General features: G+C 68.2%; 14 protein-coding genes. 2 read left to right on the forward strand and 12 right to left on the reverse strand.

Going from position 1 to position 15,857, the window contains the following annotated elements:
- The first annotated feature begins 111 nt into the window (after positions 1–111).
- Complete coding sequence (locus BWR19_11890) at positions 112–2,298, forward strand: TonB-dependent receptor (protein ID APX93577.1); 2,187 nt, start codon at positions 112–114, stop codon at positions 2,296–2,298.
- Between the two features lie 144 nt (positions 2,299–2,442).
- Here the strand turns inward: BWR19_11890 and BWR19_11895 are convergent, their stop codons facing one another.
- Positions 2,443–3,369: an electron transfer flavoprotein subunit alpha gene (locus BWR19_11895; protein ID APX93578.1), complete on the reverse strand. Its 927-nt coding sequence runs from the start codon at positions 3,367–3,369 to the stop codon at positions 2,443–2,445.
- A 14-nt stretch (positions 3,370–3,383) separates the two neighbouring features.
- Positions 3,384–4,133: an electron transfer flavoprotein subunit beta gene (locus BWR19_11900; protein ID APX93579.1), complete on the reverse strand. Its 750-nt coding sequence runs from the start codon at positions 4,131–4,133 to the stop codon at positions 3,384–3,386.
- A 329-nt stretch (positions 4,134–4,462) separates the two neighbouring features.
- On the opposite strand from BWR19_11900, the gene BWR19_11905 reads away from it, so the two are divergent.
- Positions 4,463–6,127, forward strand: a complete 1,665-nt coding sequence (locus BWR19_11905) for an electron transfer flavoprotein-ubiquinone oxidoreductase (GenBank protein ID APX93580.1) — start codon at positions 4,463–4,465, stop codon at positions 6,125–6,127.
- A gap of 76 nt (positions 6,128–6,203) precedes the next feature.
- On the opposite strand, the gene BWR19_11910 is transcribed toward BWR19_11905, so the two are convergent.
- The 10 genes from BWR19_11910 to BWR19_11955 are packed head-to-tail and all read right to left on the reverse strand — an operon-like array spanning position 6,204 to position 15,837.
- Positions 6,204–7,295, reverse strand: coding sequence for an aminotransferase DegT (locus tag BWR19_11910; GenBank protein APX95007.1), 1,092 nt, complete (start codon positions 7,293–7,295; stop codon positions 6,204–6,206).
- An 8-nt stretch (positions 7,296–7,303) separates the two neighbouring features.
- Entirely contained in the window at positions 7,304–8,272 is a 969-nt protein-coding gene (locus BWR19_11915; GenBank protein APX93581.1) for an oxidoreductase, read from the reverse strand.
- Positions 8,273–8,322: 50 nt separating this feature from the next.
- The gene (locus BWR19_11920; GenBank protein APX93582.1) at positions 8,323–9,144 is read right to left on the reverse strand and encodes a sulfurtransferase; all 822 of its coding nucleotides are present in this window, start codon (positions 9,142–9,144) and stop codon (positions 8,323–8,325) included.
- Positions 9,141–11,360: a DNA helicase UvrD gene (locus tag BWR19_11925; protein APX93583.1), complete on the reverse strand. Its 2,220-nt coding sequence runs from the start codon at positions 11,358–11,360 to the stop codon at positions 9,141–9,143. Before BWR19_11925 ends, BWR19_11920 begins: the two co-directional genes overlap by 4 nt.
- Positions 11,357–11,899 (reverse strand): hypothetical protein, encoded by a 543-nt coding sequence (locus BWR19_11930; GenBank protein ID APX93584.1) that lies wholly within the window; start codon positions 11,897–11,899, stop codon positions 11,357–11,359. The genes BWR19_11925 and BWR19_11930 overlap by 4 nt, the downstream gene beginning before the upstream one ends.
- A 26-nt stretch (positions 11,900–11,925) precedes the next feature.
- A complete protein-coding gene (locus BWR19_11935; protein ID APX93585.1) occupies positions 11,926–12,771 on the reverse strand; it encodes a hydrolase TatD in 846 nt (281 codons plus the stop codon).
- Between the two features lie 46 nt (positions 12,772–12,817).
- On the reverse strand, positions 12,818–13,153 hold the full coding sequence (locus BWR19_11940) for a pilus assembly protein PilZ (GenBank protein ID APX93586.1): 336 nt from the start codon (positions 13,151–13,153) through the stop codon (positions 12,818–12,820).
- A 38-nt stretch (positions 13,154–13,191) separates the two neighbouring features.
- Positions 13,192–14,178, reverse strand: a complete 987-nt coding sequence (locus BWR19_11945) for a DNA polymerase III subunit delta' (GenBank protein APX93587.1) — start codon at positions 14,176–14,178, stop codon at positions 13,192–13,194.
- Positions 14,175–14,816 carry a dTMP kinase gene (locus BWR19_11950; protein ID APX93588.1) on the reverse strand — a complete coding sequence of 214 codons (642 nt, stop codon included), beginning with the start codon at positions 14,814–14,816 and terminating at the stop codon, positions 14,175–14,177. The genes BWR19_11945 and BWR19_11950 overlap by 4 nt, the downstream gene beginning before the upstream one ends.
- 19 nt (positions 14,817–14,835) lie before the next feature.
- A complete protein-coding gene (locus BWR19_11955) occupies positions 14,836–15,837 on the reverse strand; it encodes a BCR, YceG family protein (GenBank protein APX93589.1) in 1,002 nt (333 codons plus the stop codon).
- Between the last annotated feature and the right edge of the window lie 20 nt (positions 15,838–15,857).

Raw genomic sequence — 15,857 nt, forward strand, 5'->3', positions numbered from 1 at the left:
AACGCAGCGTTCCCGACCGCCCCCTCCCCGGCGCTTGCCTGTGTGGTTAGAATTCACCTGCACTTGATAATCAATATCATTCAATAATCAGCATCATTCTAAGGTGAACTCATGATCCATGCGTCTCGACGCTCCCTGGCGGTCGCCATTGCCGCGGCCGGTGCTTCCTTGGCGGCGGTTGCCGACGATACACCGCGCCTCGACAATATCGTCGTGACCGCCGCCGGCTTCGAACAGGCGCTGGCCGACGCACCGGCCAGTATCTCGGTGGTGACCCGCGAGGCGCTCGAGCGCAAGCGCTTCTCCAACGTTGCCGACGCCATCGCCGACGTGCCCGGCGTCGACGTACGCAGCGGCACCGGCAAGACCGGCGGGCTCAACATCGGCATCCGCGGCATGCCCAGCGCCTATACCCTGATCCTGGTCGACGGGCGCCGCCAGAATGCCTCCGGCGACGTCACCCCCAACGGCTTCGGCGAGACCTCGACCAGCTTCATGCCACCGCTAACGAGCATCGAGCGCATCGAGGTCATCCGCGGGCCGATGTCGACGCTCTACGGCTCCGATGCCATGGGCGGGGTGATCAATATCATTGCCCGCCCGGTCAGCGACACCTGGACCGGCAACCTGTCGGTCGACAGCACCTTCCAGCAGGATCGCAGTGCCGGCAACGCCCAGACCCTCAATCTCTACGCCTCGGGGCCGCTGATCGAAGATACCCTGGGTCTGCAGCTGCGCGGACGGCTGTTCGACCGCGACGGCTCGGAGCGCCTGATCGAGGACGGCAGCGGACGCGACCCGCGCCCCAGCGAAGGGCGCATCGCCTCGCTCGGCGGCCGGCTGACCCTGACCCCAGACGACACCCATGCGCTATGGCTCGACCTGGAGCGCTCGCGGCAGGTCTACGACAACAGCGACGGGCGCCTTGGCAACCTGGACACCCCGGAGCGCATCTTCGGCTACGAGGACGAGCTACGCTTCCACCGCGACCAGTTGGCACTCGGCCATTCGGCACGTCTCGAGGCGGGAACCTGGGATAGCAGCATGACCCACTCCACCACCGAGACCCTCGGCCGTACCCTGCCGGCAGGCAGCGCACCCGCCTACGGCTATCACGCCGCAGGCGGCGAACCGCGGCTACTCGAAAATCGCGATATTACCGTCGACAGCAAGTTCGTCGCGCCCATCGGTGCCCACATGGTGACCCTCGGCGGGCAGTACATCGACTCGCGCCTCGAGGACGGCGCCGCGGGCAGCAGCGCCTTCGAGCAGAGTAGCTGGGCGCTGTTCGCCGAGGATGAGTGGTGGCTGCGCGATGACCTGGCACTGACCCTGGGCGGGCGCTACGAGCACCACGACGCCTTCGGCGGCCATTTCAGCCCGCGCGGCTACCTGGTATGGAACACCAGCGATCACTGGACGCTGAAAGGCGGGGTCAGCCGCGGCTACAAGACCCCCACGCTCAATCAGCTCCACGATGGCATCACCGGCTTTACCGGCCAGGGGGAAACCGTCTCCATCGGCTCTCCCGACCTCGAACCCGAGAAAAGCACCAACTACGAGCTTGGCGCCCTGTATGACAATCTCGACGGTTTCTCGGCCGGCGCCACGCTGTTCTACAATCGCTTCAGCGATCGCATCGCCAGCGCCGACGACATTCCCAACTGCCAGTATGTCGATGATGACGGCAATACGCCCAATGCCGGATTGGGCAACTGCTTGAGCGTGGGCAACTTCACCGCACAGGAAGGCTTCAGTCAGCTGATCAACATCGACTCGGCGGAGACTCGCGGCATCGAGCTGAATGCCCGCTATCGGTTCGCCCCCGCCTGGTCGCTGAGCGGCGGCTACACCTATACCGACACCCAGATCACCTCCGGCGAGGGCGAAGGCCTGGTGCTCAGCAACACCCCCAAGCACAAGCTCACCGCGAGCCTCACCTGGGACGTCAACGAGCGCTTGAGCACCACCCTGGAGGGCGAGTACTACGCCTCTCGCGAACGCTTCCCCGGCGGGCTCCCCACGTCGGGGCAGAATTTGTCGCTCTATGAGCAGGTGGGCAACAGGCTCGACGGCTATGAGCTGTTCAACCTGCGCGCCTCCTACCAAGTCTCCGACAGCGTGCGCCTGACCGGCACCGTCTATAACCTTCCCGACAAGGACTTCGGCAAGGCCGATGCCTACCAGCATGAAGGCGAGACCTACCACGCCTACCGCTTCACCCAGACCGGCCGCGCCACCGACGGCATCTACCTCGACGGCCGCAGCCTATGGCTTTCGGCCAGCTACGCGTTCTGACCCCGCGCCTGACTGGCGTTTCGCATCGTTATTTGCCCCGCCAGCGTGGCGGGGCTTTTACATGCCGACGATCCTGGCCAGGCCAGAGACGACAGCGCCCCGCACTAGGCGGGGCGCTGTGGCACGACCTGCAAGGGCGCGGTATTACAGCTTGCTCTCGAGCTCCGGCAGCACCTCGAACAGATCACCGACTAATCCATAATCCGCCACTTGGAAGATCGGCGCCTCCTCGTCCTTGTTGATCGCCACGATCACCTTGGAGTCCTTCATCCCCGCCAGGTGCTGGATGGCACCCGAGATACCCACGGCGATGTAGAGATCCGGGGCAACGATCTTGCCGGTCTGGCCGACCTGCATGTCGTTGGGCACGAAGCCGGCGTCCACCGCGGCCCGTGAGGCGCCGATGGCGGCCCCCAGCTTGTCGGCAATGCCGTCAAGCAGCTTGAAGTTGTCGCCGTTGCCCATGCCGCGGCCGCCGGAGATGACGATCTTGGCGCCGCCGAGCTCGGGGCGGTCGGACGCGGCGAGCGCTTCCTTGATGAAACGCGACTGGGCGTTGTCGGCAACGTGGTCGACCGCCTCGATGGCGGCGCTACCGGAGCTGGCAACGGCGTCGAAGGCGGTGGTGCGCACGCTGATCACCTTGAGCGGGTCGTCGCTCTTGACCGTGGCAATGGCGTTGCCGGCGTAGATCGGCCGCTGGAAGGTGTCGGCGCTCTCCACCGCGATGATCTCGGAGAGCTGGCTGACGTCCTTGAGCGCGGCAAGCCGCGGCAGCACGTTCTTGCCGGTGGTGGAGGCAGAGGCCAGCACGTGGCTGTAGTCGTCGGCCAGCGCCACCAGCAGCGCGCCCATGGGCTCGGCCAGCTGGTGGGCGTAGACGGCGTGGTCGGCGAGGCGCACCTTGCTCACTCCGTCGAGCTGGGCGGCGGCCTCGGCGGCGGCCTGGACGCCGTCACCGGCCACCAGGACATGGATATCGCCGCCGATGGCGTGGGCCGCGGCCACCACGTGGGCGGTGGCGTCGGCGAGATGGCCGTCGTGAAGATCGGCGAGAACCAGAATGCTCATATGATCGACTCCTATTAAAGCACCTTGGCTTCGTTCTTGAGTTTGTCCACCAGCTCGTCGACGGAGCCGACCTTGACGCCGCCCTGGCGCTCGGGGGGCGGGGTGACCTTGAGCAGGCTGACCCGGGAGCCCACCTCGACCCCCAGCTCCGCCGGGGTCTTGACGTCGAGCGGCTTCTTCTTGGCCTTCATGATGTCGGGCAGCTTGGCGTAGCGCGGCTCGTTCAAGCGCAGGTCGGTGGTGACGATGGCCGGCAGCGTGAGTTCGACGGTCTGCAGGCCGCCGTCTATCTCGCGGGTCACCGCGACCTTGTCACCGTCGACCGCTACCTCGGAGGCGAAGGTGCCCTGGGGCAGGCCGCTAAGCGCCGCCAGCATCTGGCCGGTCTGGTTGTTGTCGGTGTCGATGGCCTGCTTGCCGAGGATCGTCAGCCCCGGCTGCTCGTCTTCCACCACCTTGGCCAGCAGCTTGGCCACCGCCAGCGACTCGACCCGTTCGTCGGTCTCGAGGTGAATGGCGCGGTCGGCGCCCAGCGCCAGCGCGGTGCGCAGCTGCTCCTGGGCGGCCTTGGGGCCGACGGTCACCGCGACCACTTCGGTGGCCACGCCTTTTTCCTTGAGCCGCACCGCTTCTTCCACGGCGATCTCGCAGAAGGGGTTCATGGCCATCTTGACGTTGGTGAGGTCGACGTCGCTGTGATCCGGCTTGACGCGGATCTTGACGTTGTAGTCGATGACGCGTTTGACCGCGACCAGTACCTTCATAGTGTCCTCGCTTGGTTCACTAGGCAGTAGGGAAACACTGCACAAAAGTCTGCGCTTGCGTGCTCTGAGCAAGGCTCTCGCAGATGGCAGCACCGCTCGGGACTCACCCGTCGACGTCCCTCGCTTGCTGGCAACGACGATCCCCTGAGGTTCGGGTCGAACGTCGGTTACCACCTTATGTAGGGGTGTTGCAGTGCATCTATTATGCATATCATGGCCAGAAACTAGAAGCAAACGACCGTTTTAATCCAGATTTGATATAACCTGTTATGCCATCGCCTGATCAAGCACAATGACAGGCAGCGACCAGACCGTGGAGGAGAGAGCAGGTGGAACACGTAGAACGCGATTCGATGGAGGTCGACGTCGTCATCGTCGGCGCCGGGCCCGCGGGCCTCTCAGCGGCCTGCCGCCTGATGCAGCAGGCCAACGACGCAGGCCAGGAACTCACCGTATGCGTGGTGGAAAAAGGCTCCGAGGTGGGCGCGCATATCCTCTCCGGCGCGGTGTTCGAGCCCCGTGCCCTGGCCGAGCTGTTTCCCGACTGGGAGGAGCGCGGTGCCCCGCTGACCACCCCGGCGATTCGCGACGAGCTGTATCTGCTCAAGGACGCCGACAAGGCCCAGAAGCTGCCCAATGCGCTGGTGCCCAAGAGCATGCACAACACCGGCGGCGACATCCAGCGCTACGTGATCAGCGCCGGCAACCTGTGCCGCTGGCTGGCCGAACAGGCCGAGAGCCTCGGCGTGGAGATCTTTCCCGGCTTCGCCGCCCAGGAGACCATCGTCGAGGATGGCGTAGTCAAGGGCATCCTGATCGGCGACATGGGCGTGGCCGCCGACGGCCAGCCCAAGGACGGCCATATGCCCGGCATGGAGCTGCGCGCCAAGTACACCCTGTTCGCCGAAGGCGCCCGCGGCCACCTCGGCAAGCGGCTGATCGAGCAGTACGACCTCGCCAAGGGCCGCGACCCCCAGCACTACGGCATCGGCCTCAAGGAGCTGTGGGACGTGCCCGCCGACAAGCACGAGCCGGGCCTGGTGCTGCACGGTTCCGGCTGGCCGCTGGCCAAGGATACCCACGGCGGCTGGTTCCTCTACCACGCCGAGAACAGCCAGGTAGTGGTGGGCCTGATCATGGATCTCTCCTACCAGAATCCCTGGCTGTCGCCGTTCGACGAATTCCAGCGCATGAAGCACCACCCGCAGCTCAAGCAGTACCTGGACGGCGGCTCGCGAGTCGCCTACGGCGCCCGGGCGATCACCAAGGGCGGGCTCAACTGCCTACCCAAGATGACTTTCCCCGGCGGGCTGCTGATCGGCTGCGACGCCGGCACCCTCAACTTCGCCAAGATCAAGGGTCTGCACACCGCCATGAAGTCGGGCCTGGTAGCCGCCGAGAGCGTCTTCGAGGCGCTTGCCGCGGGCGACGAAGGCGGCCAGGAGCTGACCGCCTTCACCACCAAATGGGAAGCCAGCTGGGCCTACGCCGAGCTCAAGGAGAGCGCCAGCTTCGGCCCGGCGATCCACAAGTACGGCACCGTCGGCGGCGGCGCCTACAACTTCCTCGACCAGTTGCTGGGCGGCAAGCTGCCGACTGTCCACGACACTACCCCGGACCACGCGGCGCTCAAGCCGGCCAGCGAGTTCGAGAAGATCGACTACCCCAAGCCCGACGGTAAACTCTCCTTCGACAAGGCCTCCTCGGTGTTCCTCTCCAACACCAACCACGAAGAGGACCAGCCCTGTCACCTCAAGCTCGCCGACCCGGAGCTGCCGATCCGCGACAACCTGCCCAAGTACGCCGAGCCGGCCAGCCGCTACTGCCCGGCGGGGGTCTATGAAGTCGTCGAGGACGACGCCGGCCAGCCGCGTTTCCAGATCAACTTCCAGAACTGCGTGCACTGCAAGACCTGCGACATCAAGGACCCGGCCCAGAACATCACCTGGGTGGCGCCGGAGGGCGGCGGCGGGCCCAACTATCCGAATATGTAACCCGGCGCTGGCCGGGCGTTCGAAGCGCTAAGAAGACCAATGCCACTGGCCCCGGGCCGGTGGCATTTTTTTCGGCTTACCGTCCGCGCAGGGCGTCGTCCAGGGCTTCGACTACCCTCTCCTGCTGCTCCTGTTCCAGGTAGGGGTGCATGGGCAGGCTGAGCACCCGCTCGCAGGCCGCTTCGCAGGCGCTCAGCCGGCGCGCCGGGTCGGCCACCGCCGGCTGGCGATAGAGCGGACGGGGATAGTGGATGGCAGTGGGAATCCCGGCATCATTCAGCCGCGCCGCCACCGCGTCGCGCCCCTCCAGCTGCAGGGTGTACTGGGCGTGGACGCTGGCGTTGCCGGGCAGCAACCGCGGGCGATCGAGCGGCAGCGCTGCCAGCAGCCGGTCATAGCGCTCGGCCACCGCCTGGCGCTGCGCCACCTCCGCGTCGAATTCGTCGAGCTTGACCAGCAGGATCGCCGCCTGCAGCGTATCCAGGCGGCTGTTCATGCCCAGCTGCAGATGCCGGTAGCGCCCCGCGTCGCCGTGGTTGATAAGGCGCCGCAGGCACGTCGCCAGCGCCTCGTCGTCGGTGAACAGCGCCCCCCCGTCGCCGTAGCAGCCCAGCGGCTTGCTGGGAAAGAAGCTGGTGCAGGCCACCCGGCTAAGGCCGCACGAAGCACGGCCATGGCGGCGGGCGCCGAAGCTCTGGGCGGCGTCCTCTATCACCGCCAGTCCGTGGCGCTCGGCCACCGCGCCAATCACCTGCATATCGGCACACTGGCCGAACAGCGAGACCGGCATGATCGCCCGGGTACGCGGAGTGATCAGCGCCTCCAACGCCTGGGGCTCGAGCAGCAGAGTGTCGGGGGCGATCTCGGCGTAGACGGGTTTCGCCCCGCACAGTGCCACGCTTTCGGCGCTGGCCACGAAGCCGAATCCCGGCACGATGACCTCGTCGCCGGGGCCGATGCCGAGCCCCATCTGCGCCAGCTGCAGGGCCGCGGTACCGCTGCCGCAGGCGATGCAGTGGGCTACCCCGACCCGCGCCGCGAGACGCTCCTCGAGCGCTGCCACCTCCGGGCCCTGCACATAGCGCCCGTGGGCCAGCACGCCCTGGATGGCGGCATCGAGGCGCGGCTTGAGCCGTGCCTGCTGGGCGGCCAGGTCGACGAAGGCCATCGCCATGCTCACTTCCCGCCGCTGCCGACGTCTGGCGTCACGTCGAGCGTGCGCAGCCGCGGGTGCTGCTCATCGTCCCGCGGCGGCTCCGGCGTTGCCTCGCCAATCGCTTGTACCGCCGCCAGACAGGGGCGCACCGCCTCGATACCGAAGCCGCGCCCGGCGAGGATCTCGCGATAGCTAACGGTATGCAGGTCGGTGAAGCCGGCGGAAAACTCGAACGCCTCGCCGTCGCAGGTCACCGAACGGTAGGTAGGCTGCCGCCCGCGCACCTCCTCGGGGAGGTCCTCGGCATCGATGGACAGGAACCAGCGCACCCGTGCCCGGCGATACTCCAGATAGCCGCTGGCTTTGTGGGCGTCGCGATAGTGGAGCCTGAGCCGCTGCAGGTCGCCGAACACCATCTGCAGCATATCGAAGAAGTGAATGCCGATATCGGCCACCACCCCGAAGGAGCGACGCGGGTCGCCCTTCCAGCTCTCCTGATACCAGGGACCGCGGGAGGTGATATAGGTGAGGTCCACCTCATGATTGTCGCGCCCGTCACGCTCGACCCGGTCGCGCAACTCATGGATCACCGGGTGGTGACGCAGCTGCATGATCGAGTACACCCGCCTGCCGCTGTCGGCCTCCACCCGGCGCAGCTCGTCGAGCTGCTCGACGCTGGCCGCCAGTGGCTTCTCGCAGATCACCTCGCAGCCGAGGTAGAGCCCGGCGGTGACGTGTGCGCTATGCAGATGATTGGGCGAGCAGACCACCAGATAGTCGAGGGCCTGCCCCTCGCGCTTGCGCCACCAGGCGTGCTCGAGGAAGCGTTCGAACTCGGTGAAGAAGGCGCAGTCGGTGGAGATCGAGTCGATCACACCCACCGAATCGTTGATATCGTAGGCGGCCACCAGTCGATGGCCGGTCGCCTGTATTGCCTGCATATGGCGAGGGGCGATATAGCCCGCCGCACCGATCAGGGCAAAGTTCATCGCTGCCTCCCTGGCGCCGGGTGGGACGTCACAGGGGTAAAGGTAGCGGATCAGTCGCCGCTTGCCACCGGTCGCGCCGGGTCCTCGATCCACTCGCTCCAGGAGCCGGCATACAGCCGCGGCAGCGGCAGGCCGGCCACCGCATAGGCAAGGATAGTGTGGCAGGCGGTCACCCCGGAGCCGCAGTAGCTGACCAGCTCGTCGGCGCGCGGCAGCTCGGCTGCCAGCTGCTCGGCGGGCTTGAAGCGGCCGCTCTCATCCAGGTTGGCGGCGCTCGGCCGGCAGCGGGCGCCGGGAATGTGGCCGGCCACCGGGTCGATGGGCTCCTCTTCGCCGCGAAAGCGCGCCGGGCTGCGCGCATCGAGCTTGAGCGCCCGCCCCGAGAACACCTCATCGGCATCGACCCAGGCCGCTTCATCGAATGCCGGCCGCCAGTCACTTGCCGCGGGCGCGTCAGCACCTGGCACCAGCGCTCCATCGACGGCCTGCCAGGCCGCCAGGCCGCCGTCGAGCACGTAGACCTCGGGATGGCCGGCCCAGCAGGCCAGCATCCACCAGGCCCGCGCCGCGGCCAGCTGGCCGCCCATGTCGTCGAACACCACCAGCGGCCGGGACGGCGAGACGCCCAGGCGCTGCAGGGTGGCAGTGAAATCCTCGCGGCTCGGCAGTGGATGACGGCCGCCCTGCCCCGGCGCTGCCGCCAGGTCGCGATCGAGGTCAAGGTGCAGGCTGCCGGGGAGGCTCGCCTGCTGCCAAAGTGCCGCGCCGGCGTCTGGCTGCTTGAGGCGTGCGCGGCAGTCGAACAGCTGCGGGACAGGCGTGGCCGCCAGGCGACCTTGCAGCGTCGCGGCGTCAATCAGCGGTGATCTCATGCGGATTCTCCAAGCGGTTCCAGGGGCGCGCGCAGGGCGATCAGGCGGCGCTTGCCGGCGTGGGTGAAGCGCACTTCGATGACCGGATTGGCCGGGTCGCCCTCGACCACCTGAATCTCGCCCTCGCCGAACACCGCATGGCGTACGCGCTGACCGACATCGAAGGCCGCCGCCGCGTAGTGGCCCGGCGGGCTGGCGACGCCGCTGGCGGCGGCGCTGACGTCCAGCGTTCGGCCGCTGGCGGTCAGGTAGCGCTCCACCAGCGCCGGCGAGGCGACCGGCAACGGCGCCTGGGGCGGGTCGGCGGCGCCCAGCGCATCCGCCACCCGCTGGCAGTCATCCCAGGCACTCTCGGCGATGAAGCGGCTGGGCCGGTGCTCGCCGCCGTCGTGGACCATCAGCAGCTGCTCCCGGGCGCGCGTCATGGCGACGTAGAACAGCCGTCGCTCCTCTTCCAGGCGCTCCGGGGTCAGCGGGTTGTCACGGCTGTAGTGGGGGAAATCCTCTTCGTTGACGCCCCACAGTGCCACCAGCGGCCACTCCAGGCCCTTGGCGCCGTGCACGGTGGAGATCAGGATGCCCTCGGCGTCGCCGGCGCCCATCGCCTCATCCTGAACCGGCCGCTCGAGCAGGGCAATGAAGGCCTCCGGGTCATGGTCGAGCTCGGCGGCCTGTTCGATCAGCACGTCGAGCAGGCGCACGTCCTCCTCGCCCTTCTCGCGCCGCGCCGCGGCGCGCTTGAGTACCTTCTCGGCATCGAGGCGCTCGACCACCTCGGCCAGCAGCCGCGACGGCGGCCAGGCGGCCAACTTGGGCAGGTCGCAGAGCAGCGCCCAGCGGCGCTTGAGGTTGCGCCGCTGGATCGGCTTGAGGCTGGCCAGCAGCGGATCGTCGCGGCTCGGCCACTGCTGCGACTCGGCGAGCCGCGTGGCCAGCGCCTGCAGCCGCTCGCGGGCCACGAAGGGCGTCGGCTGGGCGAGCAGCAGCAGCAGATGCGCGGGATCCTGGAGCAGCGCCGGCTGACGCGCCAGGCGCAGGTAGCCGGCCAGCGCCTGCACCAGCGGCAGCCGGAACACGAAACGGTCCTCGCGGGCCAGGCGAAACGGCAGCCCGGCGCGCAGCAGCTGCAGCTGTACCGACACCGACAGCGCCCAGCTGCGCACCAGCACGCAGCCGTCGCTGAGGGCCCGGCCGTCACGCTGCCAGGCATCGAGTGCCTCGACCAGCGCACTGCCGCCCTGGGCCACGCTCAGGCGGGTCCTGGGGTTGTCCGCCGCCGCCAGGCACAGCTGGTCGGGACGCCGCCGATTGGCGGCGATGGCATGGTTGGCCGCCAGCGCCAGCGCATCACCGTGGCGGAAGGTGGTCGACAGCGGATAGTCGTGGGCGGCGCCGAAGGTGCGGGTAAAGTCCTCGAGCATGGTATCGGGATGCGCGCCGCGCCACTCGTAGATGCACTGATTGGCATCACCCACCGCCATCACCGCGGCCCGCTCGCCGGCCAGCAGCGCCAGCAGCCGCTGCTGGGCCTCGTTGATATCCTGATACTCGTCGATGATGACATGATCGAGAAAGCCCTCGACCCGCTGGCGTAGTGCGGCATCGGCCTCCAGCGCCCGCAGCGGCCGATACAGCAGATCGGCGTAGGTCATCAGACGGTGCTGCTCGAGCAGCGCCTCGGCGGCGTCGAAGGCATCGACGAAGTGGCCGGTGTCGTCACCGAAGTCGAGGCGCTCGTAGAGCGCCTGGGGCGCCTCCATCTCGGCCTTGACCAGCTCGCAGAAGTGGCCGAAGGCCTCGAGCCGGTCGCCGTCCAGCGCCGACTCGAGCTGCACCTCGTCGCCGTGCAGGCTGTGCTGCACGGCCTGGCGCAGCAGCCGCTCGCGCTGCCACTCCTGGGCCAGCAGCTCACGCGGCGCCAGCACCCCCCAGCGGGTCAGGGTGCCGGTCAGGCGATGGCCGATGGAGTGGAAGGTACGCACGTCGGGCAGCGCCTGGCCGGGTGGCGCCCAGCGCGCCAGCTTGGCGGTGAAATCCTCCCGCGCGGCGCGGTTGAACATCAGTACCAGCAGTCGCGACGGCGGTGTGCCCCGGGCCAGCAGGTTCAGCACCCGCGCCACCATGGTGGTGGTCTTGCCGGCCCCGGCCACCGCGGCGACCCGGGCGTGGCCGCCGGCGTGGGCGACCACCGCGCGCTGCTCGTCGGTGAGCTTCACATCGCCTCCAGTTCACCGAGCGGCTGCCAGTGGCCGGCACTGACCAGCCCTAGCTGCTCGCGGCCATCGACCGCGCGACTCTCGCCCTCCTCCACCAGGCGGTAGAAGACGTTGCGCCCCAGCCGAGCGGCCAGGCCGAAGCGCACCGCAACCTGCGGCACCGGCGTGCCCTCCGGCGTGGCGGTGACCGTCAGCCGCTGCTCCTCGCCCAGCGCCACGCGGTCGCCGACGTTGGTGGTCAACCACCAGCTGTCGCCATCGCGCTCGGCATCGACGACCACGAAGGCGCAGTCCTCGACCGCGATTTGCCACTTCTCGGCGGGGCTGACCAGGTAGTGTTCGCCGTCCGCTTCACGACGCAGCAGGGTGGAGAGCAGCCGTATCAGTGATGCACGACGGATCAGCGTGCCCTCATGCAGCCATTGACCGTCGGCGCGGATGGTCAGGTCCATGCGCCCACTGAGCGCCGGATGCCAGCGCTCGAGGGGCGGAATCGCCCCGGTGGCGTGGGTGGCGCTCAGCAGCGGTTCGAAGGACATGGCATTCTCCCGGTAATGCGACGCGCTCAGACCAGCCCGGCGGTGGCCAGGCTATCGCGCATCTCGGCCGGCGCGTGGGGCGCGGCCTGGCGAAACAGCCGGTAGAAATTGGCGGTGGTCTGCATCGCCACTTCATCGACGCTGATCCCGCGCTCGGTGGCGATGCACTCGGCCACCTCGACCACCCAGGCCGGCTGGTTGGACGCACCGCGATGCGGTACCGGTGCCAGGTAGGGGCTGTCGGTCTCGATCAGCAGGCGGTCGAGGGGAATCTGGCGCGCCAGTTCGCGCAGCGCGCCGGCATTGCGGAAGGTGATGATCCCCGACAGCGAGATATAGAAGCCGTGGCGCACCGCCTCGCGTGCCATGCCGAGGTCTTCTGTGAAGCAGTGCAGCACCCCACCCACAGCCGGGTCGGTGTGCGCCTTGATCAGTTCCAGCGTCTCGTCGCGCGCCTCGCGGGTGTGGATGATCACCGGCAGCTCGAGCTCGCTGGCGGCGATCAGCTGGCGCCGAAAGCGCTCGCGCTGGACCTCACGACTCGGCACCGTCTCGGGCGAGCGCTGCAGATAGTGGTAGTCGAGGCCGCATTCGCCGATGGCCACGGCCGCATAGCGCTCGGCCACCTCCTTGATGGCCTCGACGCTGGGCTCCTGATCCACCCGGTGCAGCGGGTGGACCCCCGCCGAGATCACCACGTCGTGATGCACGCGGGCAATGGCGGCCACCGCGGGCACCTCTTCGAGGGTCACGCCGATCGCCAGAAACTGTCTGACCCCACGCTCACGGGCCGCGTCGAGGGCGGCGCCGAGGTCGCCATCGAAGGCGCTGAGGTCGAGTCGGTCGAGGTGGCAGTGCGAGTCTACGAACATGCGGTGTGATACCAGAACGGTGAGTGAGTGTCAGCGCACGGCGCTGCTAGAGGGTATAGGTGGCGGCTCCCTTGTCGAGATGCCCCGCCAGGTGCGTCTCGATACGGTCGCGCACGGCCTTGTCGTCGGCACTGAAATGCACCCCGATGCCCGGCCGGCGCCGTCCGGAGACTCCCGGGGGCGAGATCCACACCACCTGGCAGGTGACCGGCAGACGATCGCTCTCGCCGGGCAGGGTCAACAGCAGGAAGACCTCCTGACCGAGCTCGTAGCGCGCCTCGGTAGGCACGAAGATGCCGCCGCGCTCCAGCGTCGGCATATAGGCCTGCAGCAGCGTCGGCACATCGGGAATCGGCAGTGATAGGGCTTTCTGAGCGGCCATGGAGATCGCCTCTAGGGTAACCGGGAGAGCACGGTGGCTCACGAACGCAGCAGCGCCGACCAGCGCACCAGCCAGGCTTCCAGCACCAGCTGTGGGTTGGGGTTACCGCCCACTGCCAGCAGGTGGCGCTGCTCTTGAGCATAGTCGAGCAGCCGGAACCAGTCGTGAATACGCGCGTTCTTGACCGCCTGCCGGTACAGCGGCAGCAGGTCGGGATTGCGCAGCTGCCGGCGATCCCCCGACAGCCCCAGCCGAATCAGGTCTTCGAGCCAGGCAATACCGTACCACAGGATGCGCTCCACCGATTGCCCCGACAGCCGCGCCGCCTCTGCGACCGGCTCGGCACCGCGTACCAGCGCATCGAACAGCTCGTGTAGCGACTGGCGCAGCGCGCGGGCCTCGGGGTCGGCCATCTCGCGGGCCAGTAGCGGTAGCCCACCGGCGGCCTCGAGCCAGAACGGCGCTTCATCGACATCGCCGAGCGCCTCGCCCAGCCATTCGAGGCACGCCGCTGCTGGCGGCACCGCCAGGCTCCACTGCTGGCAGCGCGAACGAATGGTGGGCAGCATGCGCGAGGGGATATCGGCCAGCAGCAGGAACAGGGTGCGCTCGCCGGGCTCCTCGAGACTCTTGAGCAGCGCGTTGGCCGCGGCCACGTTCATGGCCTCGGCCGGCTGCAGCACGATCACCCGGTAACCGCCCTGCTGCGCGGTCTGATTGACGAAGGCGTTGACCTCACGGATCGGGTCGATGCGGATCTGGCGACTCTTCTCCACCGGCGACACCCGCAGCAGGTCGGGATGGTAGCCCGAGGACAGCATCGCGCAGCTATGGCAGCGGCCGCAGGCCAGCGCGCCGGGCGCCTGACACAGGCTGCGCGCCACCATCGCCTCGGCCAGCTCCTGCTTGCCGACCCCGTGCGCACCGCTGAGCAGCAGCGCATGGGGCAGGCGCCCGGCGTCCTGCTGAGCGGTGAGCCGCTCCCACAGCGCCTGCTGCCAGGGATAAGGCGCGGGGACGCTCATGACGGGGCCTCCAGCAGCGCTGCCAGGCGCTCACCGAGCTGGGCCTGAACGGCATCGAGCGTCCCGCCGGCATCGATCACCGCGATGCGCTCGGGCGCCTGGGCGGCGCGCGCCAGGTAGGCATCACGGACCCGTGTAAAGAAGGCCTCGCGCTCGCGCTCGAAGCGGTCCGGCTGCGAGCCTCGCGCTGCCAGGCGCTGTCGGGCCGCCGCCAGCGGCATGTCCAGCAGCAGGGTCAGGTCGGGGCGCAGCTGGCCCTGCACGAAATCTTCCAGGGCGGCAATCCGCGCCGCCGGCAGGCCGCGCCCGCCGCCCTGGTAGGCGAAGGTGGCATCGGTGAAGCGGTCGCACACCACCCAGGCGCCGCGCGCCAGCGCCGGGCGGATCACCCGCGCCAGATGCTGGGCGCGGGCGGCGAACACCAGCAGCAGCTCGGCATCGTCGTCCAGCGGCTCGTCGCTGGCAGGGTCGAGCAGTAGTTCGCGGATCGCTTCGGCGCGCGGCGTGCCGCCCGGCTCGCGGCTGCGTACCACCTCGATGCCGCGGGCGCCGAGCCAGTCGCAGACCCAGGCCATGTTGGTGGTCTTGCCGACCCCTTCGCCGCCTTCGAGGGTGATAAAACGTCCGCGCTGCTGCATGGCTACTGCCGCTCCGTAATCAGCGATTCCGTATATACCGATTGACCGCGTTATTGTGCTCGCGCAGCGTACGGGAGAAGTGATGGGTGCCGTCGCCCCGGGAGACGAAATAGAGCGTCTCGCCGGGCAGCGGGTTGACCGCGGCCTCGAGCGAGGCTCGCCCGGGCATGGCGATGGGCGTCGGCGGCATGCCGTCGATCACATAGGTATTGTAGGGCGTGGCTTCCTGCAGGTCGGCGCGGGTGATGCGCCCCTCGTAGCGCTCGCCCATGCCGTAGATCACCGTGGGGTCGGTCTGCAGCCGCATGCCCGTCTGCATGCGTCGCTTGAACACCCCGGCGATCTCGCGGCGCTCTTCCGGCGCGCCGGTTTCGCGCTCGATCAGCGAGGCCATGATCAGCGCCTCATAGGGCGAGTCGATGGTCAGGTCGTCGTCGCGCGCCTCCCACACCTCTTCCAGCACTCGCTCCATACGGCTCAGCGCCTGCTGAAGGATCTCCAGGTCGCTGACGCCCTTGTGGTAGCGATAGGTATCGGGGAAGAACCAGCCCTCGGGATGCACGCCCTCGCGGTCGAGCAGCGCCATCACCTCGTCGTCGGAGAGGCCTTGGGTGCGATTGTCGAGCTTGGGGGCGTTGTCGAGCAGCTGGCGCATCTGGCGGAAGGTCCAGCCCTCGGGAATCGTCAGCGGATAGGTGACCACACGGTCGCTGCCCAGCAGCTCGATCAGCTCGCGGCCGCTCATGTCCGCTTCGAGCATGTACTCGCCGGCGCGCAGGCGCGGCACCGACTCGGGTTCGATCCGCGTCAGCAGCCGAAACGCCCAGTCGTCGGCGATGATCCCACGCGCCGCCAGGTCGGCCACCACACGATTGTAGCCGGCGCCGCGCGGCACCTCGTAGAGGGTGTTCTCGGCCAACGCCAGGGGCGCCTCGAGTCGCGACTCCCAATAACGATAGCCCCCATAGACGGCGGCTGCCGCCACTATGACCAGCACCAGCAGGCCTTTCACCACTCGCATCTCGTATCCTCGATCATTCC

The organism is Halomonas sp. 1513, from assembly GCA_001971685.1.
Classification (GTDB): Bacteria; Pseudomonadota; Gammaproteobacteria; order Pseudomonadales; family Halomonadaceae; genus Franzmannia.

Bases quoted from the DNA above. Each gene is read 5' to 3' on its own strand.
- BWR19_11930 (APX93584.1), bottom strand. From the start codon at position 11,899: ATGTCCTTCGAACCGCTGCTGAGCGCCACCCACGCCACCGGGGCGATT.
- BWR19_11910 (APX95007.1), bottom strand. From the start codon at position 7,295: ATGGCCTTCGTCGACCTGGCCGCCCAGCAGGCACGGCTCAAGCCGCGC.
- BWR19_11955 (APX93589.1), bottom strand. From the start codon at position 15,837: ATGCGAGTGGTGAAAGGCCTGCTGGTGCTGGTCATAGTGGCGGCAGCC.
- BWR19_11915 (APX93581.1), bottom strand. From the start codon at position 8,272: ATGAACTTTGCCCTGATCGGTGCGGCGGGCTATATCGCCCCTCGCCAT.
- BWR19_11920 (APX93582.1), bottom strand. From the start codon at position 9,144: ATGAGATCACCGCTGATTGACGCCGCGACGCTGCAAGGTCGCCTGGCG.
- BWR19_11950 (APX93588.1), bottom strand. From the start codon at position 14,816: ATGCAGCAGCGCGGACGTTTTATCACCCTCGAAGGCGGCGAAGGGGTC.
- BWR19_11895 (APX93578.1), bottom strand. From the start codon at position 3,369: ATGAGCATTCTGGTTCTCGCCGATCTTCACGACGGCCATCTCGCCGAC.
- BWR19_11935 (APX93585.1), bottom strand. From the start codon at position 12,771: ATGTTCGTAGACTCGCACTGCCACCTCGACCGACTCGACCTCAGCGCC.
- BWR19_11900 (APX93579.1), bottom strand. From the start codon at position 4,133: ATGAAGGTACTGGTCGCGGTCAAACGCGTCATCGACTACAACGTCAAG.
- BWR19_11945 (APX93587.1), bottom strand. From the start codon at position 14,178: ATGAGCGTCCCCGCGCCTTATCCCTGGCAGCAGGCGCTGTGGGAGCGG.
- BWR19_11890 (APX93577.1), top strand. From the start codon at position 112: ATGATCCATGCGTCTCGACGCTCCCTGGCGGTCGCCATTGCCGCGGCC.
- BWR19_11940 (APX93586.1), bottom strand. From the start codon at position 13,153: ATGGCCGCTCAGAAAGCCCTATCACTGCCGATTCCCGATGTGCCGACG.